27 protein-coding genes are annotated in these 26,405 nt (G+C 53.5%); 15 read left to right on the plus strand and 12 right to left on the minus strand.

The genetic code is table 11. The features are described 5' to 3' along the window. Positions 1-12 precede the first annotated feature (12 nt). The 3 genes from E0L21_RS21725 to E0L21_RS21735 form a co-directional block, all read right to left on the minus strand. Entirely contained in the window at positions 13-1,071 is a 1,059-nt protein-coding gene (locus tag E0L21_RS21725) for a methyltransferase (protein ID WP_131413164.1), read from the minus strand. Between the two features lie 73 nt (positions 1,072-1,144). Beyond that, entirely contained in the window at positions 1,145-1,534 is a 390-nt protein-coding gene (locus tag E0L21_RS21730; protein ID WP_131413165.1) for a hypothetical protein, read from the minus strand. Between the two features lie 435 nt (positions 1,535-1,969). Further along, complete coding sequence (locus tag E0L21_RS21735; RefSeq protein WP_131413167.1) at positions 1,970-3,019, minus strand: AI-2E family transporter; 1,050 nt, start codon at positions 3,017-3,019, stop codon at positions 1,970-1,972. A 145-nt stretch (positions 3,020-3,164) separates the two neighbouring features. On the opposite strand from E0L21_RS21735, the gene E0L21_RS21740 reads away from it, so the two are divergent. Continuing rightward, positions 3,165-4,361 carry an MFS transporter gene (locus E0L21_RS21740; protein ID WP_131413169.1) on the plus strand — a complete coding sequence of 399 codons (1,197 nt, stop codon included), beginning with the start codon at positions 3,165-3,167 and terminating at the stop codon, positions 4,359-4,361. A gap of 45 nt (positions 4,362-4,406) precedes the next feature. Here the strand turns inward: E0L21_RS21740 and E0L21_RS21745 are convergent, their stop codons facing one another. Next, on the minus strand, positions 4,407-4,964 hold the full coding sequence (locus tag E0L21_RS21745) for a DcrB family lipoprotein (protein ID WP_131413171.1): 558 nt from the start codon (positions 4,962-4,964) through the stop codon (positions 4,407-4,409). A 72-nt stretch (positions 4,965-5,036) separates the two neighbouring features. Next, positions 5,037-5,702, minus strand: a complete 666-nt coding sequence (locus E0L21_RS21750) for a 7-cyano-7-deazaguanine/7-aminomethyl-7-deazaguanine transporter (RefSeq protein ID WP_131413173.1) — start codon at positions 5,700-5,702, stop codon at positions 5,037-5,039. A gap of 187 nt (positions 5,703-5,889) precedes the next feature. Between E0L21_RS21750 and tusA the strand changes: the two genes are divergently transcribed. Further along, positions 5,890-6,135 carry a sulfurtransferase TusA gene (tusA, locus tag E0L21_RS21755; protein WP_131413175.1) on the plus strand — a complete coding sequence of 82 codons (246 nt, stop codon included), beginning with the start codon at positions 5,890-5,892 and terminating at the stop codon, positions 6,133-6,135. On the opposite strand, the gene zntA is transcribed toward tusA, so the two are convergent. Both zntA and E0L21_RS21765 read right to left on the minus strand, forming a co-directional pair. Beyond that, positions 6,132-8,348 (minus strand): Zn(II)/Cd(II)/Pb(II) translocating P-type ATPase ZntA, encoded by a 2,217-nt coding sequence (zntA, locus tag E0L21_RS21760; RefSeq protein WP_131413177.1) that lies wholly within the window; start codon positions 8,346-8,348, stop codon positions 6,132-6,134. The two genes, tusA and zntA, sit on opposite strands and share 4 nt — an antisense overlap. Before the next feature lie 75 nt (positions 8,349-8,423). Then, a complete protein-coding gene (locus E0L21_RS21765) occupies positions 8,424-9,050 on the minus strand; it encodes a lysoplasmalogenase (RefSeq protein ID WP_131413179.1) in 627 nt (208 codons plus the stop codon). 129 nt (positions 9,051-9,179) lie between these two features. Here E0L21_RS21765 and E0L21_RS21770 point away from each other — a divergent pair, with 129 nt between their 5' ends. Next, positions 9,180-9,545: a DUF2500 domain-containing protein gene (locus tag E0L21_RS21770; RefSeq protein WP_131413181.1), complete on the plus strand. Its 366-nt coding sequence runs from the start codon at positions 9,180-9,182 to the stop codon at positions 9,543-9,545. Between the two features lie 24 nt (positions 9,546-9,569). On the opposite strand, the gene E0L21_RS21775 is transcribed toward E0L21_RS21770, so the two are convergent. Then, positions 9,570-9,839 carry a DUF1145 family protein gene (locus E0L21_RS21775; RefSeq protein ID WP_131413211.1) on the minus strand — a complete coding sequence of 90 codons (270 nt, stop codon included), beginning with the start codon at positions 9,837-9,839 and terminating at the stop codon, positions 9,570-9,572. Further along, the gene (rsmD, locus tag E0L21_RS21780; protein WP_131413183.1) at positions 9,829-10,431 is read right to left on the minus strand and encodes a 16S rRNA (guanine(966)-N(2))-methyltransferase; all 603 of its coding nucleotides are present in this window, start codon (positions 10,429-10,431) and stop codon (positions 9,829-9,831) included. The genes E0L21_RS21775 and rsmD overlap by 11 nt, the downstream gene beginning before the upstream one ends. A 189-nt stretch (positions 10,432-10,620) precedes the next feature. Between rsmD and ftsY the strand changes: the two genes are divergently transcribed. From ftsY to E0L21_RS21810, 6 genes are all read left to right on the plus strand, one after another. After that, a complete protein-coding gene (ftsY, locus tag E0L21_RS21785; RefSeq protein ID WP_131413185.1) occupies positions 10,621-11,997 on the plus strand; it encodes a signal recognition particle-docking protein FtsY in 1,377 nt (458 codons plus the stop codon). A gap of 2 nt (positions 11,998-11,999) precedes the next feature. Continuing rightward, on the plus strand, positions 12,000-12,668 hold the full coding sequence (gene ftsE / locus E0L21_RS21790; protein WP_131413187.1) for a cell division ATP-binding protein FtsE: 669 nt from the start codon (positions 12,000-12,002) through the stop codon (positions 12,666-12,668). Further along, the gene (gene ftsX / locus E0L21_RS21795; protein WP_131413189.1) at positions 12,661-13,719 is read left to right on the plus strand and encodes a permease-like cell division protein FtsX; all 1,059 of its coding nucleotides are present in this window, start codon (positions 12,661-12,663) and stop codon (positions 13,717-13,719) included. Before ftsE ends, ftsX begins: the two co-directional genes overlap by 8 nt. A 267-nt stretch (positions 13,720-13,986) precedes the next feature. Continuing rightward, positions 13,987-14,844, plus strand: coding sequence for an RNA polymerase sigma factor RpoH (gene rpoH / locus E0L21_RS21800; RefSeq protein WP_017459575.1), 858 nt, complete (start codon positions 13,987-13,989; stop codon positions 14,842-14,844). A 236-nt stretch (positions 14,845-15,080) separates the two neighbouring features. Next, positions 15,081-16,346 (plus strand): 4-aminobutyrate--2-oxoglutarate transaminase, encoded by a 1,266-nt coding sequence (locus E0L21_RS21805; RefSeq protein WP_131413190.1) that lies wholly within the window; start codon positions 15,081-15,083, stop codon positions 16,344-16,346. A gap of 241 nt (positions 16,347-16,587) precedes the next feature. Then, the gene (locus E0L21_RS21810; RefSeq protein ID WP_131413192.1) at positions 16,588-17,691 is read left to right on the plus strand and encodes a branched-chain amino acid ABC transporter substrate-binding protein; all 1,104 of its coding nucleotides are present in this window, start codon (positions 16,588-16,590) and stop codon (positions 17,689-17,691) included. A 246-nt stretch (positions 17,692-17,937) separates the two neighbouring features. On the opposite strand, the gene panM is transcribed toward E0L21_RS21810, so the two are convergent. Then, a complete protein-coding gene (gene panM, locus E0L21_RS21815; RefSeq protein WP_131413194.1) occupies positions 17,938-18,321 on the minus strand; it encodes an aspartate 1-decarboxylase autocleavage activator PanM in 384 nt (127 codons plus the stop codon). Positions 18,322-18,808: 487 nt separating this feature from the next. Between panM and livK the strand changes: the two genes are divergently transcribed. From livK to E0L21_RS21845, 6 genes are all read left to right on the plus strand, one after another. Next, entirely contained in the window at positions 18,809-19,918 is a 1,110-nt protein-coding gene (livK, locus tag E0L21_RS21820; protein ID WP_131413196.1) for a high-affinity branched-chain amino acid ABC transporter substrate-binding protein LivK, read from the plus strand. A gap of 54 nt (positions 19,919-19,972) precedes the next feature. Beyond that, a complete protein-coding gene (gene livH / locus E0L21_RS21825; RefSeq protein ID WP_017459570.1) occupies positions 19,973-20,899 on the plus strand; it encodes a high-affinity branched-chain amino acid ABC transporter permease LivH in 927 nt (308 codons plus the stop codon). Then, entirely contained in the window at positions 20,896-22,173 is a 1,278-nt protein-coding gene (locus E0L21_RS21830) for a high-affinity branched-chain amino acid ABC transporter permease LivM (RefSeq protein ID WP_131413198.1), read from the plus strand. Before livH ends, E0L21_RS21830 begins: the two co-directional genes overlap by 4 nt. Further along, entirely contained in the window at positions 22,170-22,937 is a 768-nt protein-coding gene (gene livG, locus E0L21_RS21835) for a high-affinity branched-chain amino acid ABC transporter ATP-binding protein LivG (RefSeq protein WP_131413201.1), read from the plus strand. The genes E0L21_RS21830 and livG overlap by 4 nt, the downstream gene beginning before the upstream one ends. A 1-nt stretch (position 22,938) precedes the next feature. After that, a complete protein-coding gene (gene livF / locus E0L21_RS21840) occupies positions 22,939-23,652 on the plus strand; it encodes a high-affinity branched-chain amino acid ABC transporter ATP-binding protein LivF (RefSeq protein WP_131413203.1) in 714 nt (237 codons plus the stop codon). A 341-nt stretch (positions 23,653-23,993) separates the two neighbouring features. Next, positions 23,994-25,337: an ISNCY family transposase gene (locus E0L21_RS21845; RefSeq protein ID WP_131413205.1), complete on the plus strand. Its 1,344-nt coding sequence runs from the start codon at positions 23,994-23,996 to the stop codon at positions 25,335-25,337. Between the two features lie 15 nt (positions 25,338-25,352). Here E0L21_RS21845 and E0L21_RS21850 read toward each other — a convergent pair whose 3' ends face one another. Then, positions 25,353-25,637: a type II toxin-antitoxin system RelE family toxin gene (locus E0L21_RS21850; protein ID WP_032731992.1), complete on the minus strand. Its 285-nt coding sequence runs from the start codon at positions 25,635-25,637 to the stop codon at positions 25,353-25,355. Then, positions 25,627-25,875, minus strand: coding sequence for a type II toxin-antitoxin system Phd/YefM family antitoxin (locus E0L21_RS21855; RefSeq protein ID WP_004187025.1), 249 nt, complete (start codon positions 25,873-25,875; stop codon positions 25,627-25,629). The genes E0L21_RS21850 and E0L21_RS21855 overlap by 11 nt, the downstream gene beginning before the upstream one ends. Positions 25,876-26,405 lie beyond the last annotated feature (530 nt).

Here is a 26,405-nt window from a genome sequence, read left to right on the forward strand (position 1 = left end):
CGCCGCCCTGTCTTATTTTTTAAGACATATCAATAAGGTATGTCCCACCCCGAGATTATCGAGGCGTTTTTCAATGCTGAATCCGGCCATTTCCAGGTAGCGTAGAAAGTTCTCCGCGCTGTAGAAACGACTGTTACCGTTCGCCATACAGGTAAAATATAGTGACGTTGCATTCAAGCTGAAGGCAGCAGCATCAAATTTTTGGGCGTCCCAGAACAATTCCATAACACACAGTCTGGCACCCGGCTTCATGACCCCAGCTATTTTACTCAAGATGCCAACAATTTGTTCTGGAGAAAAGCAATCCAGGAATTGACTCATCCACCAAATATCCGCTTCACCAGGCAGCGGCGCTTCGCTAAGCATATCGACTGGATGAAAGTGAATCCGTGATGAGAGGCCTTCGGCATCGACATTTTTCTGCGCCAGTGCAATTTGTTCAGGCAAATCTAATAGGGTTACCGTGACATTTGCATCATATTTGCAGCAAGTCATCGCCCATTTTCCGGTATTGCCGCCGACATCGTACAGGCTTACAGGCTGGCTGGCGAATATATGTGGCAGAGCCGCCGTAAATGCCGCATCGGAATAATAGTGATCAAACGCGAACCAACTATCCCGTGCCGGGTTGGGCAATTGCGATAAAGCCGGATAAATCGTTGGCCAGTCGCCAAATACACGCAACCCTGCGGGTTTGCCTTCTTTTAAGGCATCCTCCAGGAAATACAGCCCCTGGTAACAAACATCCTGCGAGAAATCCATATTGACCCGCGTCATCGGATCGTGCAGCAGGAAATGTCCTATCTTCGCGATATAAAAACGATCTTCACTGTGGGTGATAATCCGTCCACTCAGCGCCATATCAAGCAATACGCTGGCGGCATAGGCATCAGCTTCGCAGCCTTCGACAATCTCATCGAGTGTTGCGCCCTGCTTGCCTTGCTTATCCAGGAATTCCAGCAACCCAAATTTACGCAGACAAACCGCAGTCTGAAATAACATGGGTGCAAAGGCAATACGCTGCGCTTCAGTTATCGCTTCCAGCGCGCTGAAGGGATCTTGTTCATACATGGTGTGCACAACCTTAATTAAGAGCACATTGATTATCGGACCGTTCCCGGTCCGACTTTAGGCCGGATGACAATTAAAGCGCAGCACCTGATGCTAAATTCAGCTGAATATCTTTGTCGAGGTTGTTAACCCAGCGGTTGTAATTCTTATGAATTTTACCGTCTGAGGCTTTCAGATTCATACTGTTTTCATAGTTAATTGAATAGCTATTTGCAGAATAGTTAATACGAATTTCTGCAGTATGATCGCGGCTTTGCATGCGACCTTTGATCACGCCCGGGCCTGCATCAGTCATGATCCACTGGCGTTGTTGGCCGGCTTTCAGAATGGCAGCACGTACCTGCGCCTGAGAATGGCCTGCACTGACCGGGGTGTTAATATTATGAATACTGGTAGTACGCGCGCAACCCGTCAGCGCACCTACGACAGCAATCGCAGTCAGTAACTGAACAATCTTTTTCATGAGAACTCCGTATCAAATAAATATAAGATTGGTGACACATTTAATAACGCAAACTAAAGCGAAATAATGACGTTGTTCTGAATGTAAATGGTACCACCTTGATTTTTATGATGGAATCATATGAATTGACAGAACGAGAATGAATTCGCGGATGGTAAAATACCATTATGCTTTGCGCAACGGTAGCTTTTATTAGAAATCGATAACCGAATTGATGAGTAGATCAGATAACCACATAGCGCTTTGGTTAATATTTAGCTATTTAACGTCGTTATATGTTTGTTATATTTATTATCTCATCTTAAGGTAAATTTTCGCGATTTATCTCATTCAAGATTTGAAAATAAAAACGCCCACAATCAGATGGGCGTTTTTATTTTCTTAATTCTAACAGTTATGATTACGGATATAAAACTACCCCGGTTGGTAGGTGTTTTATCCCGGCAGGCGGCTTTTCGGTCTGCCTGGCCCCAGTAAAATCGCCAGCTTGCTGCCGCCGGTGGTGGTTTCCATCCAGATTTTACACACGCTGGTTAGCGGTACTGACAGCAGCATTCCTACCGGGCCAAGCAGCCATCCCCAAATCAATAAGGATAAAAACACCACCAGCGTCGACATCCCTAGGCGGTGGCCCATCATGCGGGGTTCCAGGATGTTGCCAAGCAACATGTGCACCACAAGGAACAGGCCGCCCACCAGCAAACATTCGTAAGTGCCGTTAAACAGCAGCGCCTGGATCATTGGCGGAATGGCGGAAATTACCGAGCCGATATTGGGCACGTAATTCAGCAGGAACGCCAGTACGCCCCACATTAGCGCAAACTGTACATCCAGAAACACCAGACCGACCCAGACGATCAGGCCTGTCCACACGCTCAGCAAAGTCTTCAACGCCAGATAGTGGGAAACGCCTTTCAGCGCGCGGTGCAGCCCGGCGATATGAATTTGCGGGTTATGCAGCGCAAAGCGCAGCTTATAAGGCACATGGCGCACTTCAAAGAGCATAAACACCACGGTCATCACCAGCAGAACAATGCTGGCCATTGCGTTCGAGAGCTGGGTCGCCATCGTCGTGGCAAAGCCCATCAGCCGCTCGGAGTCCATCCGTTGCAGCATACGTTCTGGCGACATATGCAAACGAAGAAACGGCATCGCATCCTGTAACTGCATAAATTTCTTGGTGAATTCACGGTTGTACTTCGGCAGCAGCGTCATGAAGTCGTTGACTGACGCGGCAAGCACGCCGAGTAACGCGGTGAGAAAAACCAGCATCACCAGCACCACAATACCGATCGCCACCGGGCGCGAAATACCGCGCCGGATAAACCAGGTGACCAGCGGATTGAGAACAATCGCGAAAAACAACGCCAGAAGAAGCTGCACAATAATGTCGGCCGCAGCATGAATGCCGGCCAGAATAATCACCAGCGAAGCCAGCTTTAACAGAATATGTAAACCCGCCCGATCGGGTTGAGGATGTGTCATGGTAAATTCCTTTTGTTATCGGCCCGTTAAGTGTAGTGCCCCGCCGCACCTTCGCCCGCCAGAGATATTCTTAAAGTGAATGCTGCTTTCTGTTTCATCACGTGGTAATAGTGAAACTCTGTTGTGAAAACCTGAGTAAAACTCGATGCCTGAAAACGCCGCCCAACCGGCGCTAAGCGGATTGCGCCTCAATCTGCGGATTTTGTCCGTCGTTATGTTTAACTTCGCCAGTTATCTCACCATTGGCCTGCCACTGGCGGTGCTTCCCGGCTATGTCCATGACGTGATGGGTTATAGCGCGTTTTGGGCAGGCTTGGTGATTAGCCTGCAATACTTCGCAACGCTGCTGAGTCGTCCACATGCCGGGCGCTATGCCGATCTGCTGGGGCCGAAAAAAGTGGTGATCTTTGGTTTGTGCGGCGCGTTTCTCAGCGGCCTGAGTTATCTGCTGGCGGGCGTAGGCGGTACGGCGAGCGTGCCGGGTTTACTTCTGCTGTGTCTGGGGCGCGTGATTCTCGGTATCGGTCAGAGTTTCGCTGGAACCGGTGCGTCGCTCTGGGGTGTGGGTGTGGTGGGGTCGATACACATCGGCCGGGTGATTTCCTGGAACGGCATCGCCACCTATGGCGCGATGGCAATCGGCGCACCGCTCGGTGTGGTCTGTTATCAGTACGGCGGACTGCAGGGGCTCTCGCTGACAATTATGGGCGTGGCGCTGTTGGCAATACTACTGGCGTTGCCACGGGCGGCGGTGAAAGGCAGTAAAGGCAAGCCGCTGCCATTTCGTGCCGTGCTGGGGCGCGTCTGGCTGTACGGGATGGCGCTGGCGCTGGGTACTGCTGGTTTTGGCGTCATCGCCACGTTTATTACCCTCTATTACGATGCCAAAGGCTGGGAAGATGCGGCGTTTGCTCTCACCCTTTTTAGCTGTGCCTTTGTTGGCGCGCGTCTGCTGTTCCCGAATGGAATTAATCGCTTCGGCGGTATAAATGTGGCGATGCTCTGTTTTGTGGTCGAAACCCTTGGGCTGGTGCTGGTTGGTCTGGCCGTGGAGCCGTGGATGGCGAAGCTCGGCGTATTCCTCGCCGGGGCCGGTTTCTCGCTGGTATTCCCGGCGTTGGGTGTGGTCACAGTCAAAGCGGTGCCGCAGCAAAACCAGGGTTCTGCGCTGGCAACGTACACGGTGTTTATGGATTTATCGCTGGGGATAACCGGGCCGCTGGCGGGGTTGCTGATGGCATGGGCGGGTGTCTCGGCTATCTATTTCGCCGCGGCAGGACTGGTGATAACAGCCTTACTGCTGGCCTGGCGGCTGAAGTACAAGCCGGTGGTGAGCGAATAGTAAAAAGGGAACCTTCAGGTTCCCTTTTTCATGTTCTGCGCGGCCTTATTTCACCACGATAGTGTTGATAATGTTTTCCGCCGTGGTCTGCGCTTGCTGCTGGTTATCCGCTGGCAGCGTCACCTGGATGGTCAGCAGTTTGTCATCAACTTTACCCAGCACCACAGAAGACCAGGCAGTCTGGCCTTTGGCAGAGATAATACTGTCGAGCTGTTGCAGAGTCTGGCCTTTCAATTCGATGGATTTGTTAGTGACCACCTGCAACTGCGGGTCGCGGCTGCGTTGTTGCTCTTCCAGACGTTTTGCCAGCGCGCTTAACTCTTCTGTAGTATTGTCGCCGACAATCACAATCACCGCTTTCTGACCGGTGGCATCGGAATATACGTGCATATTATTGGACTGCGTGCCCAGTTTGCCGCTCTGATCGGTCATATCTGCAGGCAGCGAGAAGCTGAGTTTACCGTCGAGCAGGGTTACCGGTTGACCGCTGGCGTTGCTTTCGGCGGCAGCGCCCTGAACGGGCTTTTTGCTGTCGCTGTTATCACAGGCAGCCAGCCCAACAACCAGCAGGCCGATACCGACATATTTCACCAGATTGCGCATTGACTTCTTCCTTTCAATAAACAGCCATAACGGCTCATCGGCGCATCTTATCACATCTGATAAGCCGTACCTTTAACTCGCCTGTAACGCGCTAATTTCAGATTTGTCTGCCAGTCTTTTCAGCAACATATTCAACAACACACCGTACATCGGCAGGAAGAAAGCGATGCTGATAAGCACTTTGAAGCTGTAATCCACCAGCGCGATTTCCGTCCAGTGCTGCGCCATAAAGGCATCCGGGCTGTGCCAGAAAGCGATAAAGAAAAACGCAGCGGTGTCGCTGGCGTTACCAAACACGGTGGATGCGGCGGGCGCGAGCCACCAGCGGCGATTCTGGCGCAGGCGGTTAAAGACATGCACATCGAGAATTTGCCCCAGTGCGTAAGCCATAAAGCTTGCGGTGGCGATACGGGCGACAAACAAATTGAAGTGCATCAGCGCGCCGAAACCTTGCCAACTGCCCATGTAGAACAGTGAGGAGATGACGTAAGAGGCTAATAGCGCAGGCACCATCACCGCGAAGATAATTCGCCGGGCCAATGGCGCGCCGAAAATACGCACGGTTAAATCCGTTGCCAGGAAGATAAACGGGAAACTAAATGCGCCCCAGGTGGTATGGAAACCAAAGATGGAAACCGGCAACTGTACCAGGTAGTTACTGGAGATGATCACCAGAAGATGAAAAAGCGAAAGCCAGAACAGCGCCTTCATGCGCTGCGCGTTTGAAAAATGCGTCATATTGTGACCTTTTTGGTAAATGGGGTGAGGGAACCCAGTACTTTTTATGCTCTGACAAGCAGAGCCGCCGCATAATACTGCAATCTGAGTGGGATGCAATGGTTAATTTTAGCGCAATCGTTAACCTCGCTTGCGTCACAAAAAAGGCGGCGTAAACTAATGCGGTTTTTTCCCTTGCGAGATGAAGATGACCGATCCGTTTTCCACCGCCGACCATACGCTGGATGCTCAGGGCTTACGCTGCCCGGAGCCGGTGATGATGGTGCGCAAAACTGTGCGCAATATGCAAATTGGCGAAACGTTGCTGATTATCGCCGACGATCCGGCAACTACCCGCGATATTCCCGGCTTTTGCCGTTTTATGGAACATGAGCTGGTCGCCGGGCAAACCGAATCACTGCCGTACCGTTATCTGGTGCGTAAGAACCATTAATCTTTGGTGCGCAACAGGCGCAGCGCGTTGGCTGTTACCAGCACCGTTGCGCCCGTATCTGCCAGCACCGCCAGCCACAGACCGGTAATTCCCAGCAGCGTTGTCACCAGAAAAATCGCTTTCAAGCCGAGCGCCATGGCGATGTTCTGGCGAATATTGCTGTGCGTGGCGCGCGCCAGGTGAATCATCTGCCCAAGGCCGACCAGCCGGTTATGCGTGAGCGCGGCGTCGGCGGTTTCCAGCGCCACATCTGTCCCGCTACCCATTGCGATACCGATAGTTGCGGCTTTCATCGCGGGTGCATCGTTAATGCCGTCACCGACCATCGCCAGCGGCGCTTGCTGGTTGAGCGCGCGTACCGCATCGACTTTATCTTCCGGCAGCAACCCGGCGCGAAAATCCAGCCCCAGTTCACCCGCAATCGCCGCTGCGGCGCGTGGGTTGTCGCCGGTGAGGATCACGCCTTGTACGCCGAGTGCATGCAGGGCGGCAACGGCTTCTTTGGCGTCGTCGCGCAGCGTATCTTGCAAGCCGATGGAACCGATAACCTCGCCGTCGCGCTGCACCACCACCACGGTTTGCCCACGGCTTTCCTGCTGCGCGATCTGTGCCAACACGGTGTCGTGAAGTGCACCTTGCGGCAGTTTGTCCGGCGCGCTGATAAGCACCCGCTGCCCGGCGATATTCGCCTCAATACCTTTACCCGCCAGCGCGCGCTGCTCTGTTGCTTCAGGAATCATCAGCTTACGTCGCTGTGCTTCCTGCACAATGGCCAGCGCCAGCGGGTGGGTAGAGCCCTGTTCAATAGCGGCGCTGAGCGCCAGCAATTCCGCTTCTTCTGTACCGGCTAATGGCGTGATCGCGGCGACTTGCGGTTTGCCGACGGTCAGCGTGCCGGTTTTATCAAACGCCACCTGACGAATGTCGCCGAGCTGCTCTAGCGCTGCGCCACCTTTAATCAACGCGCCGCGACGTGCCGCTGCCGCAAGGCCAGAGGTGATCGCCGCTGGCGTGGAGATAACCAGCGCGCACGGACAGCCAATCAGCAACAACGCCAGCCCTTTGTAGATCCACGCCAGCCACGGTTGCGCAAACAAAAGCGGTGGTACGATGGCGACCAGCAGCGCCACGGCCATAATGGCCGGGGTGTAGATACGGCTGAAACGGTCAATAAAACGCTCAATCGGCGCGCGGCGCTCTTCTGCTTCTTCAATCAGTTTCAGAATGCGGTCAATCGCGCTTTCACCCGGTTTAGAGACCACTTCAAGCTGCACCAGACGGTCAACGCTGGTGGCACCTGCGGGCACGCTTTCACCTTGTGTGCGCTCAACCGGCACGGATTCGCCCGTTAAGGCGCTTTCATCAAAGCTGGCAAATGCCGAGACCAGCCGACCATCCGCAGGCAAACGTCCGCCCGCCGGAACTTCAATAACATCACCCGGTTGTAGCTCGCTTGCCGCGACACGCTGGCGCTCGCCGTTGCTCAGGCGAGTTGCTGTATCCGGTTTTAACGCCATTAACGCGCTGACACCGCGCCGCGCACGGCTGGCGGCCCAGCCTTCAAGCCGCTCGCCAATTAAAAACAGCAGCAGCACCATCGCTGCTTCTGCCGTCGCGCCAATGAACAGCGCGCCGATGGCTGCCACGCTCATTAAGGTTTCGATGGCGAACCAACTGCCGCTTTTCATTAAGCGCAGCGCCTGGCGGGCAATCGGCCACAGCCCGACCAGCGTAGTAGCGATAAACGCCGTCTGGCCGAACGGGTGGTTAATCTGTTCCAGTCCCCAACTGAGCACCATCATCGTGATTAAGATGAGAAGCGGCAGGTTTTCGCGCAGCCGTGAGGTTTCTGGCGCAGGTGCACTTTCACTGCGCAGTTGATACCCGGCCTGTTGCACGGCGTGTTCTACGCGCTCACGCACATCTTTTTGCGCAATGACAATAAGTTTTTCGGTAGCAAAGGTGACCTGAACCTGGCCGATGTCTTCAACTTGGCGCACAGCATTTTCCACTTTGCGGGCGCAGGCGGCGCAATCCATGCCGGAGACTTGCCAGCTATAGCGTTCGCCCTCGGCAGCAATTTCAGGTATTTCGCGCTCTTCGCAGTGGTCGTCGGCGCAGCAGGACGCGGTTTTTTCTTCTATCGGGCGCAGTTTAACCGCCGCGAATTGCGGCGCTTTTTTCAACTCAGGCGATGTGTTGGGGGTTGGCATAGCATCCTCCGGTGAATGATAATTTTCTCATTAATCGGAGTATGCACTCTGGAGTCGACTCCAGAGTCAAGCCTTTTAAATATACAACGAACGGACAATCAAAAAGTGACCGGCGAAGTAGCAGGCGGAGGCGATGGCGTTATCGGCGCTAAAGCGTTTGCGGTAGTGGCTACCTAACCAGACCACGTTGCCAATCAGCAGCAACGATGCGCCAACGAAAGCCGACAATGCCGGGCTGGTCGGACGGAAAAACCACAGCTCGCCTGCCAGCCACACCATTACCAGCGTCATGGCGATAAAGGTACAGACCGCCATACGCAACTCTTCGAGGCGCGACCAGATCACGGCCACCAACAGCGCGCCGATAATCAGCAACGCCACCGGCAGCGGCCAGAAGAACGAGAGCGTCATCTGGCTGGCGAAATAGATGGTATAGAGCAGATGCGCGAGGAAAAACGCACCGATGGCGTAGAGCAGTTTTTGCCTCGGTAGCAGGGTGAGCGCGTCACCAACCAGCGAGGCGCACAGACCCGCCAGTACCAGGTAACTAATGGCATCGAACATAGGCGCTTGCCAGGCCAGTAACAGCAGGAGTAAGAGCGTAACGGGTTTGAAAACCCAGCGCTGCCAGACCGGGCCACGATACGAAGCATCGACATATAACCAGGCGGAAAGGCAGACAGCAATAAATGACCACAGCATAATTAAGTCCCTGTATCTGTTATTGTTGCGTAAATCTCTCTTACTCAGTGTAGTGGCGGGAAAAGGAGGATGACAACGCTATTTCCGCCGCGATAAGCTCAATTCCGCTTTTTCCGACAGGTATTCGCCATGAGTAAACCCCCGCTTTTTTTCATTATCGTCGTTGGATTGATTGTGGTTTTTGCCGCTTTCCGCTTTGTACAGCAGCGGCGCGAAAACGCCGAAAACGATAGTGCGCCGCAACAGCAAAAAAGTGTGGTGGTGAGCAACAAGCGGGAAAAACCGCTTAATCCGCGTCGTTCTCGCCAGCAACAGGTTACGCCAGCGGGAACCGCCATGCGTTATGACGTGAGTTTTAAACCGCAAACCGGCGGGCTGGAGATGCGTTTTCGCCTCGAGGCGCAGCAATATAATGCACTGTCGGTGGGGGACAGAGGCGTGCTGCGTTACCAGGGATCGCGCTTTGTGGATTTTACGCCGGAAGCAGCCCGGTAAGCATGACGCCTCCGGGCGGTGGGGCTATTTCTTCGCTTTTAATTTCTTCTGCCAGATAAGCAGCTCAAATACGCCGAAGAGAAAAACACGGATCTGCTCCGCTTTGCTCATTTGCGGGCCGTCTTTCGGTAGCGCCGTTTTCAGCATGGTGGCTTGCAGCGCATGCATAAACACAGTGAAAACAAGCGCCACGTTGACGAAAATATTCAGCGGACGCGGAAAAGGCTTAATCAGGTTCAGAATCAGAAACGCCCAGATGCAGAGCATCAACAGACGTCCGAGGTTAATCAACAGCGGCATGCTTCTCTCCTTGTGCTTCGCGGTGATACAAACGATATGCTACCTGCCCGGCGACTTTTTCCCGGTGCAGTTGCCAGTGTGCGGGTACGGGCGGTAATCCATTTTCAACTTCGCTTTCGATATAGATCAGCGCTTCATCTGCGAGCCAGCCGTTGGTTTCGAGCAGGCGCACAGTCTCTTCCAGCATCCCTTTACGAAACGGTGGGTCAATGAAAGCAATATTGTGCGGTGAGCCGGGACTGGCTAAAAATGTCAGCGTGTTGGTGTTGACCACTTTCGCGTTGGTGGCTTTCAGCGTTGCCAGATTTTGCTGTAACTGCTGCGCGACGCTGCGCTCCATTTCCAGCAAGGTTGCGCTGGCGGCGTAGCGAGAAAGCGCTTCGAGCCCCAGCGCACCGCTGCCGGCGAAGCAATCGAGACAGTGGGCGTCTACCATTGACGGTGCCAGCCAGTTGAATAAGGTTTCACGCACGCGATCGGTGGTCGGGCGCAGGCCGGGGCTGTCCGGAACCGGTAATTTACGGCCCCGCCACTGGCCGCCAATAATGCGGATCTGGCCGGTGGCGTTACGGGTAGGTTTCTTCATGGTTATCGCTTTGCTCATCATTTCGGCCTGCTATTCTAACGGTCTGACGAATGACGTTAAACCCTAATCCTCAGGCCGTGATGCGAGTTGAGGAAAGTGATAGACTATCCGACTAATTAACAAATGTTTTCAGTCCCGGCTGTGCAGACGGACTGCGCTATGAAACAACAGCGAGGAGTGTAGTCGCCAATGGCAAATGAGAAGAAACGTGGCTTTTTTTCCTGGCTTGGCCTTGGGCAGAAAGAGAAGGCTGAAGAGGCGCAAACCGAACAGCAGCCAGTAACTGAGCAGCCGGTTGAAGAAACCCCGGTTATCGAGCCTGCCGCCGACAGCGAAAAATTTGCCGAAGCCGAAGAGGTGGTTGAGGTCAGCGAGCAACGGGTACATGAAGAGGCCGTTGCGGACACTACCGTGGAAGAAAGCCCGGCGGTTGTTGAACATGAAGAACTGCCGCTGCCGGAAGAGGTGGCTGAGCAGGAGATCGGCGCTGAAGAGTGGCAGGTGGAAGCCGAGCCGCTGGAAGAAGACGATGTTCCGCTAAGCGACGAGGAACTGGACGCGCAAGCGTTGGCCGCCGAAGCGGCGGAAGAAGCGGTGGTTGTCGTGCCGGTTGAAGAATCCGTGCAGGAGCAGGAAAAACCGACCAAAGAAGGTTTCTTCGCGCGCCTGAAACGCAGCTTGCTTAAAACCAAAGAAAACCTCGGTTCCGGATTTATCAGTCTGTTCCGTGGGAAAAAGATCGACGATGATCTGTTCGAAGAGCTGGAAGAGCAGTTGTTGATTGCGGATGTCGGCGTGGAAACCACGCGCAAAATTATCACCAACCTGACGGAAGGCGCGAGCCGCAAGCAGTTGCGCGATGCAGAAGCACTTTATGGTTTGCTGAAAGATGAGATGGGCGAGATCCTCGCTAAAGTGGATGAGCCGCTCAACATCGAAAGCAAAACTCCGTTTGTGATTTTGATGGTTGGCGTTAACGGTGTAGGCAAAACCACCACCATCGGTAAGTTGGCGCGCCAGTTTGAGCAGCAGGGTAAATCGGTGATGCTGGCGGCGGGGGATACTTTCCGTGCCGCCGCAGTTGAGCAACTTCAAGTTTGGGGACAGCGTAACAATATCCCGGTGATTGCCCAGCATACCGGTGCGGATTCCGCTTCGGTAATTTTCGATGCTATTCAGGCGGCGAAAGCGCGCAACGTAGATGTGTTGATTGCTGATACAGCAGGTCGTTTGCAGAACAAAGCGCACCTGATGGAAGAGTTGAAGAAAATTGTTCGCGTGATGAAGAAGCTGGACGAAGACGCGCCGCATGAAGTGATGCTGACGATTGATGCCAGCACCGGGCAAAATGCCATAAGCCAGGCCAAACTGTTCCACGAAGCCGTTGGCTTAACGGGTATTACGCTGACCAAGCTTGATGGCACCGCCAAGGGCGGGGTTATTTTCTCGGTGGCGGATCAATTCGGCATTCCTATCCGCTACATCGGCGTCGGCGAACGTATTGAGGATTTACGTCCGTTTAATGCGGGCGATTTTATAGAGGCACTTTTTGCCCGAGAGGATTAACAATGATTCGCTTTGAACACGTCAGCAAAGCCTATCTCGGTGGGAGACAAGCGCTGCAGGGGGTGACATTTCACCTGCAGCAGGGCGAGATGGCCTTTCTGACCGGGCATTCCGGTGCGGGGAAAAGTACCCTGCTGAAGCTGATTTGTGGGATTGAGCGGCCAAGTGCTGGGAAAATCCTCTTCGGCGGTCACGATATTACCCGTCTGAAAAACCGGGAAGTGCCGTTTTTGCGTCGTCAAATCGGGATGATTTTCCAGGATCACCACCTGCTGATGGACAGAACTGTGTTTGACAACGTGGCGATCCCGCTGATCATCGCGGGTGCCAGCGGTGATGATATTCGCCGTCGCGTTTCGGCGGCGTTGGATAAAGTCGGGCTGCTCGACAAAGCGAAAAGCTTCCCGATTCAGCTCTCCGGTGGCGAACAACAGCGTGTGGGGATTGCCCGCGCTGTGGTCAATAAACCCGCCGTGTTGCTGGCGGATGAACCGACCGGTAACCTGGATGACGCGCTGTCTGAAGGAATTTTACGTCTGTTTGAGGAATTTAACCGCGTAGGGGTAACAGTGCTGATGGCCACGCACGATATCGGTCTGATTTCCCGTCGTTCGTATCGCATGCTGAGCCTGAGCGACGGTCATTTGCATGGAGGCCTGGCGGGTGAATAAGCGCGATGCACTAAACCACATTCGGCAGTTTGGCAGCAAATTAGATCGGTTTCGCAAATCGTCTACGTCCTCCAGCGAGGGTAACCGTAATGCGCCGCGTCGCGGTAAAACGCCAGCCAAAGCGCCTTCACGTAAGAGCAACGTCTTTAACGAGCAGGTACGCTACGCCTGGCACGGTGCGCTGCAGGATCTGAAAAGCAAACCGCTGGCGACCTTCCTGACGGTGATGGTCATTGCCATCTCCCTGACACTGCCAAGCGTGTGTTACATGGTCTACAAAAACGTCAACCAGGCGGCGTCCCAGTACTATCCGTCGCCGCAGATCACCGTCTATTTCGATAAAGCGCTGGATGACAACGCCGCGCAGCAGGTGGTGGGCCAACTCCAGTCCGAACAGGGCGTGGAAAAGGTGAATTACCTGTCGCGTGAAGATGCGCTGGGCGAGTTCCGCAACTGGTCCGGGTTTGGCGGCGCGCTGGATATGCTGGAAGAGAACCCGCTGCCTGCCGTGGCGGTGGTGGTGCCGAAACTGGATTTTCAGAGTACGGATTCGCTGAACACGCTGCGTGACCGCATTTCCCACATTCAGGGCATTGATGAAGTGCGCATGGATGATAGCTGGTTTGCGCGCCTGGCATCGCTGACTGGCCTGGTCGGGCGCGTGGCGGCAATGATTGGCGTACTGATGGTTGCGGCCGTGTTTTTGGTCATCGGCAATAGCGTGCGACTGAGTATTTTCGCCCGCCGCGATACCATTAACGTGCAAAAATTGATTGGTGCGACAGACGGTTTTATCCTGCGCCCGTTCCTATATGGTGGCGCGTTGCTTGGTTTCTCCGGGGCGTTTTTATCGCTGATCCTGTCGGAAATTTTGGTAATGCGGTTGTCATCGGCGGTGACGGAAGTAGCGAAGGTGTTTGGCACGCAGTTTGAGCTGAGCGGGCTGTCGTTTGACGAATGTTTGCTGCTGTTACTGGTGTGCTCGATGATTGGCTGGATTGCCGCATGGCTTGCCACCGTTCAACATTTACGTCACTTTACTCCGGACTAAAAAATCTCTGATATACTCCTTCCCTGCACGTGAAGTATTCCCGTAGCAGGGAAGCGTAATATCACTTCTAACGTTCCTTGCTCCGGTTTATCATCCTGATGTCACAATTTGTGCGTAATTTATTCACAGACCTACAAGGAACTTGTGGATAAAATCACTGTCTGATAAAAATGTGAATGCTATTCTCGTTGCTCAAAAGCGCTGGCATGTTTGTTGCTTGATGGGGACAGACCGCCGCCAGCTGATAAGTGAATTGAGAGGATTTGAATGACCAAAGAAATGCAAACTTTAGCTTTAGCCCCTGTTGGTAACCTGGAATCTTACGTCCGGGCTGCGAACGCATGGCCGATGTTGACGGCTGATGAAGAGCGGGCACTGGCTGAAAAGCTGCATTACCAGGGCGATCTGGAAGCAGCGAAAAAGCTGATTCTGTCTCACCTGCGCTTTGTTGTTCATATTGCTCGTAATTACTCGGGCTATGGTCTGCCGCAGGCGGATCTCATCCAGGAAGGTAACATCGGCCTGATGAAAGCCGTTCGTCGCTTCAACCCGGAAGTGGGTGTGCGCTTGGTCTCTTTCGCCGTGCACTGGATCAAAGCGGAGATCCACGAGTATGTGCTGCGCAACTGGCGTATTGTGAAAGTCGCGACCACTAAAGCTCAGCGTAAGCTGTTCTTTAACCTGCGCAAAGCCAAACAGCGCCTTGGCTGGTTTAACCAGGACGAAGTGGAAATGGTCGCCCGTGAACTGGGCGTAACCAGCAAAGACGTGCGTGAAATGGAGTCGCGTATGGCGGCGCAGGACATGACGTTTGATATGTCCTCGGATGACGATGCGCACGATAGCCAGCCGATGGCGCCGGTACTCTATCTGCAGGATAAATCATCTAACTTTGCCGACGGCATTGAAGATGACAACTGGGAAGAGCAGGCGGCCAACAAGTTGACCGATGCGATGCAGGGGCTCGACGAACGCAGCCAGCAAATTATTCGCGCACGTTGGCTGGACGAAGATAACAAAACCACATTGCAGGAACTGGCCGATCGCTACGGCGTTTCTGCCGAGCGTGTGCGTCAGCTTGAAAAGAACGCGATGAAAAAACTGCGCGCCGCTATCGAAGCGTAAGCGTATTGCAGTGAATAAGCCGGGTTGGCGCAAGCCTCACCCGGCTTTTTATTATCTGAATTATCCCGCCACCACCACTTTCACATCATCAGGTGTTCATTCGGCTTCTGTCACAACGCGGCAGGAAAGCTGTCCTGTCGGTGTCCCTGCGCTTGCGCGAGACTGAGTAAAACATCGCTTTATCAAAGGCGCTATATACTTGGTAAGCGGGCATACACAGACAGGGGACAATCAAGGTGAAGAATAACGAACTGAATCAGCGCCGCTTACAGGCGACGCCGCGTGGGATTGGTGTCATGTGCGGCTTTTACGCCGAAAAAGCGGAAAACGCCACGCTGTGGGATGTAGAAGGTAACGAGGTGATCGACTTTGCCGCCGGCATTGCGGTGCTTAACACCGGACATCGGCATCCGAAAGTGATGGCGGCGGTGGAAAAACAGTTGCAGGCATTTACGCACACCGCTTACCAGATTGTTCCTTACGAAAGCTATGTCTCGCTGGCGGAACGTATTAATGAACGCGTCCCCGTTGCTGGTCCGGCGAAAACTGCATTTTTCTCGACTGGCGCAGAAGCGGTGGAAAACGCCGTTAAAATTGCTCGCGCCTATACCAAACGCCCCGGAATCATTACCTTTGGCGGCGGTTTCCACGGTCGCACCTTCATGACTATGGCGCTCACCGGTAAAGTGGCACCGTATAAAATTGGCTTCGGCCCATTCCCCGGTTCGATTTACCACGCCCAGTACCCCAACGCGCTGCACGGTGTGAGTACTGAAGAGGCGTTGAAAAGTTTGGAGCGCATTTTTAAAGCGGATATCGCGCCGGATCAGGTGGCGGCCATTCTGCTGGAACCCGTGCAGGGCGAGGGTGGATTTAACGTCGCACCGGATGATTTTATGCAGGCGCTGCGCAAGCTGTGCGATAGCCACGGCATTCTGCTGATCGTTGACGAAGTGCAGAGCGGTTTTGCCCGCACCGGCAAGCTCTTTGCCAGCGAGTATTACGATGTGAAACCGGATTTAATCACCATGGCGAAAAGCCTGGCCGGTGGTTTGCCGCTTTCGGCTGTGGCCGGGCGCGCGGAGGTGATGGATGCGCCTGCTCCGGGTGGTTTGGGCGGCACTTATGCGGGCAACCCGCTCGCCATCGCGGCGGCGCATGCAGTGCTGGACGTGATTGAAGAAGAAAACCTGTGCGAACGGGCTAATCATCTGGGTCAACATCTGGTGGAAGTGCTGAACCGCGCAAAGGCGCAGTGCCCGTATATCGCCGATATTCGTGCGCAGGGCTCAATGGTGGCGGTGGAATTTACCGATCCGCAAACTGGCGCGCCGTCGGCTGAATTTACTAAGCAGGTGCAGGAGAAAGCGCTAGCAGACGGCCTGCTGCTGCTGAGCTGCGGGGTTTACGGCAACGTTATCCGTTTCCTCTACCCGCTGACCATTCCGGAAGTTCAATTCCGCAAGGCGCTGGATATTATCTCCCAGTCGCTGACGCATTAATTATTCAGCCGCCTTATGGGCGGCTTTCTCACCCTCTGTCATCAGTCTGTCGTACAACCTTCAAAATTGTTATTCCATATTCCGAAAAATGGGGTATGTTTTAGCAGAGTATGCTGCTCAGGCCCGGGCGGAACGGTTAAAAACTACTATCATATTCTTTGCTTATGATGATAAGCAAAATAATGTGCCACACAACAACATCACAACAAATGCAATAACCATAACAATGGGGAAACTCAGGATGAAAATGAAGGGCAAAGCGTTACTGGCAGGATGTATTGCGTTAGCAATGAGCAACGTGGTATTCGCCAAAGATATCAAAGTTGCCGTTGTCGGTGCGATGTCTGGTCCGGTTGCGCAGTACGGCGACCAGGAGTTTACCGGCGCTGAACAAGCTATCGCCGATATTAATGCCAAAGGTGGGATCAAAGGCGACAAACTGGTTGCGGTAAAATATGACGATGCTTGTGACCCGAAACAAGCGGTGGCGGTTGCCAACAAAGTGGTCAATGACGGCATTAAATACGTTATCGGTCACCTTTGCTCCTCTTCTACTCAGCCGGCGTCTGATATCTACGAAGACGAAGGTATTTTGATGATCACGCCTGCCGCGACAGCGCCTGAGCTGACCGCGCGTGGTTACAAACTGACACTGCGCACCACCGGCCTGGATTCCGACCAGGGTCCGACCGCAGCGAAATACATTCTGGATAAAGTGAAGCCGCAGCGCATCGCCGTTATTCATGACAAGCAACAGTACGGTGAAGGTCTGGCGCGTGCAGTGCAGGACGGCCTGAAAAAAGGCGGCGCGAATGTGGTGTTCTTCGACGGCATCACCGCCGGTGAGAAAGACTTCTCCACGCTGGTTGCGCGCCTGAAGAAAGAGAACATCGACTTCGTTTACTACGGCGGTTACCACCCGGAAATGGGGCAGATCCTGCGTCAGTCTCGTGCTGCTGGTCTGAAAACCCAGTTTATGGGGCCGGAAGGCGTGGCGAACGTTTCCCTGTCTAACATCGCCGGTGAATCCGCAGAAGGTATGCTGGTTACCAAGCCGAAAAACTATGACCAGATTCCGGCGAACAAACCGATCGTGGATGCGATTAAAGCGAAGAAACAAGATCCAAGCGGCGCATTTGTATGGACGACTTATGCCGCGCTGCAATCTCTGGCTGCAGGCCTGGGTCAGTCTGCCGATCCGGCGGCTATCGCCACCTGGCTGAAAGGCCACTCAGTGGATACCGTAATGGGGCCGCTGTCATGGGATGAGAAGGGCGATCTGAAAGGCTTTGAGTTCGGTGTGTTCACCTGGCATGCCAACGGTACAGCGACTGACGCTAAGTGATTTTCTAAGCTGACCGTCGCCTTTCGCGCCGCAGGTGCGTTGGCTGCACTCACTCACCCCGGTCACTTGCTTCAGTAAGCTCCCCGAGATGAGCGAACGTGCCGCCTTCCTGTGACACGAAAGTTGTGGTCAGAATCGATCGAAAAGGCCGGGTTACCAAGGGTAACCCGGCCTTTTTACTGTTTTACCAGGACCGCCATAAGCCTGATAAAGGTAACGCCATCAGGCAAATCCACTGCGCGGGCTTTATCGTTTTTCCCAGCCGTTCTCCTGCGCGGTAAATCCCAGTCTTTGGGTGAAGGCAGCCATTACGTCCCGGTCTTCGACGCCAATATCGGCTATCCACCAACTGGTGATCGCCGGGTTATCACGCATCACTTCTTCCACCAGATATTGCCCCACGCCGCGACGACGAGTGATATCGCGTACGCGCAGGGAATCCAGCGCCCCTTCGGTGCCGAGTAGCGTCACGCGAACAGCTGCCAACAGACGGTCATTAAAACGCGCTGCGTAGATGCGGTGAGTGTCATCCACTTCAAGAGATGCAGACGAGTATTCCGGCCAGACTTTTGCTAAATCAGTGTGATCCTGCTCGGTGAAGGTCACCAGCCGGACGATAGTCAATTTCATGTACAGCTTGTCCAAAACGCAAAACATAGTGTGAGTGTAATCAATTTCGTATGGCAGGGATTGATCGTTTTTTATTTTTCATTCAACAGGCGAATAATTTTTCCACAGCGGCTGGGGTAGCGTGAAACATTGGAGATCGAAAAAGAGGCAGGATTTTAACCTAATTGGTAGCGATTTATTCCGCTTTATGTACCGTTATTTTATGCTGACAGGAGGGCTTTTTTTGTTTATCTCGGAAGAAATACAGAATATTATCTCTGCTTAATCGCCTGAAAAATAGAGTATTTAGTCTGGTTTTTGCCAAAAAACTGCGCTAAACCATTAAAGGCGCTGGTAAAAATAGTGTTGTGCATTAAAAGTACAGAATGCTTTTTAACCATAATAAAACAAAATTATTACACGAATAATTCAGGAAACAGTAAGCCAACGTTCCGGCTACCTGAAGCAGGAAGTGTAAACACGACATCACGAACGGGGATTTACAACAATGAAAAGGAACGCGAAGACATTAATCGCGGGGATGGTTTCACTTGCGATGTCTCACGCGGCCATAGCGAAGGATATTAAGGTAGCGGTTGTCGGTGCGATGTCCGGTCCGGTTGCCCAGTGGGGTGATATGGAGTTCAACGGCGCGCGTCAGGCTATCCAGGATATCAACGCTAAGGGCGGGATCAAGGGCGACAAACTGGTCGCCGAGGAATATGACGACGCCTGTGACCCAAAACAAGCCGTTGCCGTGGCGAATAAAATCGTCAATGACGGTGTGAAATATGTGATTGGCCATCTTTGCTCATCATCAACACAGCCTGCTTCTGATATCTACGAAGACGAAGGCATTCTGATGATAACGCCTGGCGCGACCAACCCGGAGCTGACGCAGCGCGGCTACCAGCACATTATGCGTACCGCCGGGTTAGACTCCTCACAGGGGCCGACTGCCGCGAAGTACATTCTGAACACGGTGAAACCGCAGCGCATCGCCATCATTCACGATAAACAGCAGTACGGCGAAGGCCTCGCGCGCTCCGTGCAGGAAGGGCTGAAAGCAGGTGGAGCGAATGTGGTGTTCTTCGACGGCATCACCGCCGGTGAGAAGGATTTTTCTGCGCTGGTGGCGCGTCTGCAAAAAGAAAATATCGATTTCGTCTACTACGGTGGTTACTACCCGGAAATGGGGCAAATTCTGCGCCAGGCGCGCGCCAACGGTCTGAAAATCCAATTCATGGGGCCGGAAGGCGTGGGCAATGCGTCATTGTCCAATATCGCGGGTGAAGCGGCAGAAGGCATGCTGGTGACGATGCCGAAGCGTTACGACCAGGATCCGGCGAACCAGGGCATTGTCGATGCGCTGAAAGCGCAGAAGAAAGATCCGAGCGGCCCGTATGTGTGGATCACCTACGCCGCAGTGCAATCGCTGGCTACTGCGCTGGAGCGCACCGGCAGCAGTGAGCCGCTGGCGCTGATTAAAGATTTAAAAGCCAACGGGGCTAAAACCGTGATTGGGCCGCTGAACTGGGATGAAAAAGGCGATCTGAAAGGATTTGAATTCGGTGTCTTCCAATGGCACGCCGATGGTTCGTCGTCCGTGGCGAAATAACTGTCATCCCTCTCTCGGGGAGCAATGCCCCGGGAGATTTTAGAAGGTTATGTTATGTCTGAGCAGTTTCTCTATTTCTTGCAGCAGATGTTTAACGGCGTCACGCTGGGAAGCACCTACGCATTGATCGCCATTGGTTACACCATGGTTTACGGCATTATCGGCATGATCAACTTCGCTCACGGCGAGGTCTACATGATCGGCAGTTATGTCTCCTTTATGATCATCGCCGCGCTGATGATGATGGGTATCGACTCCAGTTGGCTGCTGGTCGCAGCCGGTTTCGTCGGTGCCATTATCATTGCCAGCGCTTACGGCTGGAGCATCGAACGGGTGGCGTATCGCCCGGTGCGCAGCTCCAAGCGCCTGATTGCGCTGATTTCCGCCATCGGCATGTCGATCTTCTTGCAAAACTACGTCAGCCTGACCGAAGGTTCCCGCGATGTGGCGCTGCCGAGCCTGTTTAACGGCCAGTGGGTTGTCGGCAGCAGTGAACACTTCTCGGCCAGCATCACCACCATGCAACTGGTTATCTGGATTGTGACCTTCGTTGCCATGCTGGCGCTGACGCTGTTTATCCGCTATTCCCGCATGGGACGCGCCTGCCGCGCCTGTGCGGAAGACCTGAAAATGGCAAGCCTCTTAGGTATCAACACCGACCGCGTCATCGCGCTGACCTTTGTGATCGGCGCGGCGATGGCGGCGGTCGCGGGCGTGCTGCTTGGTCAGTTTTATGGCGTTATCAACCCATATATCGGTTTCATGGCCGGGATGAAAGCGTTTACCGCTGCGGTGCTGGGCGGAATCGGTAGCATTCCTGGCGCGATGATCGGCGGCCTGATTCTGGGTGTCGCGGAATCTCTCTCTTCGGCGTATCTGAGCACCGAATACAAAGATGTGGTGTCATTCGCGCTGTTGATTGTGGTGTTGCTGGTGATGCCGACCGGTATCCTTGGCCGCCCGGAGGTTGAAAAAGTATGAAACCGATGCATTTTGTGCTGGCGCTGCTCTCGGCGGCGATGTTTTTCGTGCTGGCGAGCGTCTTTATGGGCGTTCAACTGGAGCTGAACGGCACCAAACTGGTTGTGGATACCGCGGCGGATATTCGCTGGCAGTGGATCTTTATCGGTACGGCAGTGGTGTTTTTCTTCCAGTTGCTGCGGCCTGTTTTGCAGAAAAGCCTGAAGGGTGTTTCCGGGCCGAAATTCGTGCTGCCAGCGATTGACGGTTCTACGCTCAAACAGAAGTTGTTCCTGTTAGCGCTGCTGGTGATTGCGGTGGCGTGGCCGTTTGTCGTTTCGCGCGGCACGGTGGATATCGCCACCATGACGATGATCTATATCATCCTCGGCCTCGGCCTGAACGTGGTGGTCGGGCTTTCCGGTTTGCTGGTGCTGGGTTACGGCGGTTTTTACGCCATCGGCGCGTATACCTTCGCGCTGCTCAATCACTATTACGGCCTGGGTTTCTGGACGTGCCTGCCGCTGGCGGGGCTGGTTTCCGCTGCCGCGGGTTTCCTGCTGGGCTTCCCGGTGCTGCGTCTGCGCGGTGATTACCTGGCGATTGTGACGCTGGGTTTCGGCGAAATCGTCCGCATTCTGCTGTTGAACAACACCGAAATAACCGGCGGCCCGAACGGTATCAGCCAGATCCCCAAACCGACGCTGTTCGGTCTCGAGTTCAGCCGCACCGCCCGTGAAGGAGGTTGGGATACCTTCAGCAACTTCTTTAACGTGCCTTACGACCCCAGTGATCGCGTGGTGTTCCTCTACCTGGTTGCGCTGCTGCTGGTGGTGCTGACGCTGTTTGTGATTAACCGCCTGCTGCGCATGCCGCTGGGGCGCGCGTGGGAAGCGCTGCGTGAAGATGAAATCGCCTGCCGTTCACTCGGGCTGAACCCGACACGCATTAAGCTGACGGCCTTTACCATCAGCGCCGCGTTCGCCGGTTTTGCCGGTACGCTGTTTGCCGCGCGCCAGGGCTTTGTCAGCCCGGAATCGTTCACTTTCGCCGAATCCGCGTTTGTGCTGGCGATTGTGGTACTGGGCGGTATGGGTTCTCAGTTTGCGGTGATCCTCGCGGCAATCCTGCTGGTGGTTTCCCGCGAGCTGATGCGTGACTTTAATGAATACAGCATGTTGATGCTGGGTGGTTTGATGGTACTGATGATGATCTGGCGTCCGCAAGGCTTGCTGCCGATGACCCGTCCGCAGTTGAAACTGAAAAGCGGGCAAGCGAAAGGAGAGCAGGCATGAGTCAGCCACTGTTATCCGTAAACGGCCTGATGATGCGCTTTGGCGGGCTGTTAGCTGTCAACAATGTGTCGTTGGAGCTGCGCTCGCAGGAGATCGTTTCGCTGATTGGCCCGAACGGCGCGGGCAAAACCACCGTGTTTAACTGCCTGACCGGTTTCTATAAACCGACGGGTGGCACCATTATGCTACGTGATCAGCACCTGGAAGGGCTGCCGGGGCAGCAAATTGCCCGCATGGGCGTGGTGCGGACTTTCCAGCATGTGCGCCTGTTCCGCGAAATGACGGTCATTGAAAACCTGCTGGTGGGGCAACACCAGCAGCTCAAGACCGGGGTTTTCTCCGGCCTGTTGAAAACGCCGGCGTTTCGGCGTGCGCAGGGTGAGGCGCTGGACCGCGCTGCCACCTGGCTGGATCGTATTGGTTTGTTAGCGCACGCTAACCGCCAGGCCAGCAACCTCGCTTATGGCGATCAGCGCCGTCTGGAGATCGTCCGCTGCATGGTAACGCAGCCTGAAATCCTGATGCTCGACGAACCGGCAGCGGGTCTTAACCCAAAAGAGACCAAAGAGCTGGACGAGTTGATTGTCGAGCTGCGTAACCATCACAACACCACCATCCTGCTGATTGAGCATGATATGAAGCTGGTAATGGGGATTTCCGACCGGATTTATGTAGTGAACCAGGGCACGCCGCTGGCGAACGGGACGCCGGAAGAGATTCGTAACAACCCGGACGTGATCCGTGCATACCTGGGTGAGGCATAAGATGGAAAAAGCGATGTTATCTTTTGACAAAGTTAGCGCTCACTACGGCAAAATTCAGGCACTGCACGATGTCAGCCTGCATATTAACCAGGGTGAGATCGTGACGCTGATTGGTGCCAACGGCGCGGGGAAAACCACGCTGCTCGGCACACTGTGCGGCGATCCGCGCGCCAGCAGCGGGCGCATTGTGTTTGATGGCAAAGACATTACCGACTGGCAGACCGCAAAGATCATGCGTGAAGCCGTGGCGATTGTGCCGGAAGGTCGCCGCGTCTTTTCACGGATGACTGTAGAAGAGAACCTGGCGATGGGCGGCTTTTTCGCCGATCGCGAGCAGTATCAGACGCGTATTCAATGGGTTTATGAACTGTTTCCGCGCCTGCATGAGCGCCGTATCCAGCGTGCCGGCACCATGTCCGGCGGCGAGCAGCAGATGTTGGCGATTGGTCGTGCGCTGATGAGCCAGCCGCGTTTGTTACTGCTGGATGAACCCTCGCTGGGTCTTGCGCCGATCATTATTCAGCAAATCTTCGACACCATTGAACAACTGCGAAAAGACGGGATGACGATCTTCCTGGTTGAGCAGAACGCCAACCAGGCGCTGAAGCTCGCCGATCGCGGCTACGTGCTGGAGAACGGCCATGTAGTGCTGGAAGACACCGGCGACGCGTTACTGGCGAATGAAGCGGTGCGCAGCGCTTACTTAGGTGGTTAACTCGTTGATGTAATAGCATTTAAACCGGTCTCGCAAGGACCGGTTTTTTTGTCTTAAAAACGTTTTCCTGCGATGCGACCAGACGGCTTGATGGGATATGATGCGGGTGGCGCTTGAGGCTTTTTGCCTCATGACGGTAAAAAGTTGTGCGGCAGAAAGAAGAAAGCCCCGAAGGTCATTTTTCAATTAACCAACGAGGCCTGTCTATATGCTCGACACATGTAGAGTAGCCTCTTACCCGCCGAAAGGCAAGGAGCCGCAGGTTATTGTTAATCCTATGCAGTAATGTCCCTTTTGACCCATTCTGAAATGTCCCCGTAGCTTCTCAGCCAGGATATTTCATGTCAAAAGAGATCATTAGCATGAGCCTTAAAGAACTTGACCGTCTCCAGATAATTCGGGATTCAGTCAGCCGACAGATCACCCAAGAGCAGGCTGCGGACCGTATAGGCATATCAATCCGGCAGGTAAAACGTCTCGTTCAGCGTTACCAGATCGAAGGTCCTCAGGGCCTGGTTTCTCGCCGCCGAGGACAACGTCCCAATAATGCTTTTACGTCGGAATTTCGGACTCTCGTCATCTCACTTGTCAGAGATAAATATCCGGATTTCGGCCCCACTTTTGCCTGTGAGAAATTACGGGAGATCCATGGACTGGCTTTGTCGGCCGAAACTTTGCGCAAGTGGATGGTTGAAGAAGGTTTATGGCGTGAGCGACGCCGAAAAATTGCCCGCATTTATCAGCGTCGGCAACGGCGCCCATGCTATGGCGAACTTATTCAGATTGACGGTTCTCCGCATGACTGGTTTGAAGAGCGTGGGCCTCGCTGTACATTAATTGTCTTTATTGATGACGCCACCAGTGCGCTTATGGCGCTCCGCTTCGCTCCTGCAGAAACGACACGTGCTTACATGGAAACGTTACGTGATTATCTCGACAAATATGGGCGTCCCCTTGCCCTGTATTCTGACAGACACTGTATTTTCCGTGTGAATAACCCGGAACGTGAAGGCGAGCTAACACAATTTACCCGTGCAATTAAAACTCTTGGGATCGAGCCGATTCACGCTAATACTCCTCAGGCTAAGGGGCGGGTCGAGCGTGCTAATCAGACGTTACAGGACAGACTGGTTAAAGAATTACGCCTTCGCAATATCAGCGATATCGAATCAGCTAACCTGTGGTTATCTGAGTTTATGAAGGATTATAACTCTCGCTTCACTTCAGTCCCTCGTGAAAATGGTAACGCCCACAGGGAGATTCTTCATTCTCCGGAAGAACTTAACTACATACTCTGTTATCAGTCCCGTCGGGTGCTTTCCAAGAATCTGACCTTTCAGTATAAAACGAGTGCATATCAGATCCGTTCAGAAGGGCAGGGATACCGTCTCAGGCGCGCGATTGTCACGGTTTGCGAGAACTTTAACGGTGAAATAACGGTGCTTCATGAAAGTCGGCCGTTGGGCTACGAAAAATATGTCGATGGGCCTGAACCAATACCGCTTGATGATGAAAAGAGCGTACATGAGCGTGTGGACAATGCGAGGTATAATTTGCGCTCAAAATATTACGTCAAACCTGCTGCTGACCATCCCTGGATGACACGGCGAACGCAGAGCAAAGATGATGTGAAGCCGCCAACGTTACCCAGAAAGAAAGTAGGCCCGGATACGACTCCAAAATAGTGCTTACAGCATTAGTCAATTGCGATTAAGGGTTGCATTATAAATGTCGTCGTTTTCGCGTTTGCCTATGCCGATAACAGTGACTGTGACAATGTCGTCCTCTACACGATAGACAAGGCGGTATCCGGCACCACGTAGCTTAATTTTATATTGGTCCTTGCGTCCATGTAGCTGTGATGCCGGAACTCTGGGGTTCTCCAGGCGCTCTTTGAGCTTCTTTTTGAATTGCACCTGCAGTGTATGGCCCAGCTTCTTCCATTCTTTCAGAGCGGATTCGTTGAAAGCCAGCTTATAGGTCATCAATATTGACCTCTATAACCTTTTCTCCGCTTCGCTCATCAGCCATCCGTCCCAGCTCTTCATCTTCCAGAAGTTCCATCAACTGGGCATACAGTGCCGGTGGCACGCAGTAGAATGCAGGCTCATTACGATTCAGAATGGCTACCGGAGCGCCATCCCCGGCGTGGAAAGTACCCATAGGGTCACGTTTAAGCTCAGTAATGCTGGCTGCCGTAGTGGTCAGAACCTGAAATGCCATAATGTTACCTCCTCAGTTTGAGTGTTAATTGTAGATCATTTAAGCGCACCTTTAAAGGTGCTTTTTATTGGGGTTTATCCGCTAATAAAGCTGGATAGCGTGATATGACTTACTGAGAAAAGTTGCAGAAACAGGAAAGAGGGGAGGCGAATGTATTGAAATCAGGGCCTAAGCACTTTTGTGCGTTTATATGCAGTGAGGTAAAATTCATCTCCTGCGTTTCTGGCAGGTTTGTTTGGTGTTTTACCCGGTTTTCGTCAGAAACGCTCTCAGGCCTTCTGAGCTGTGCGCGTAATGCGACGTTATGGTAAATCAGGGATGTTTGGTGACAGCCAAAAATCTAAGATGATTCCATGCGAGACTGCCACTGATCCTGACCCCGAATATGATCCAGTCGTAATCAGGAATAACCAGCTTTTGATCCTGACCCCGAATATGATCCAGTCGTAATCAGGAATAACCAGCTTCATGTTGGCTGCATATTCTGGCAACCGGCAGACTTCTCAGCAAATTCAGATGGCGTCATCCAG

This window comes from Kosakonia quasisacchari, from assembly GCF_004331415.1.
Taxonomy (GTDB): Bacteria; Pseudomonadota; Gammaproteobacteria; order Enterobacterales; family Enterobacteriaceae; genus Kosakonia; species Kosakonia quasisacchari.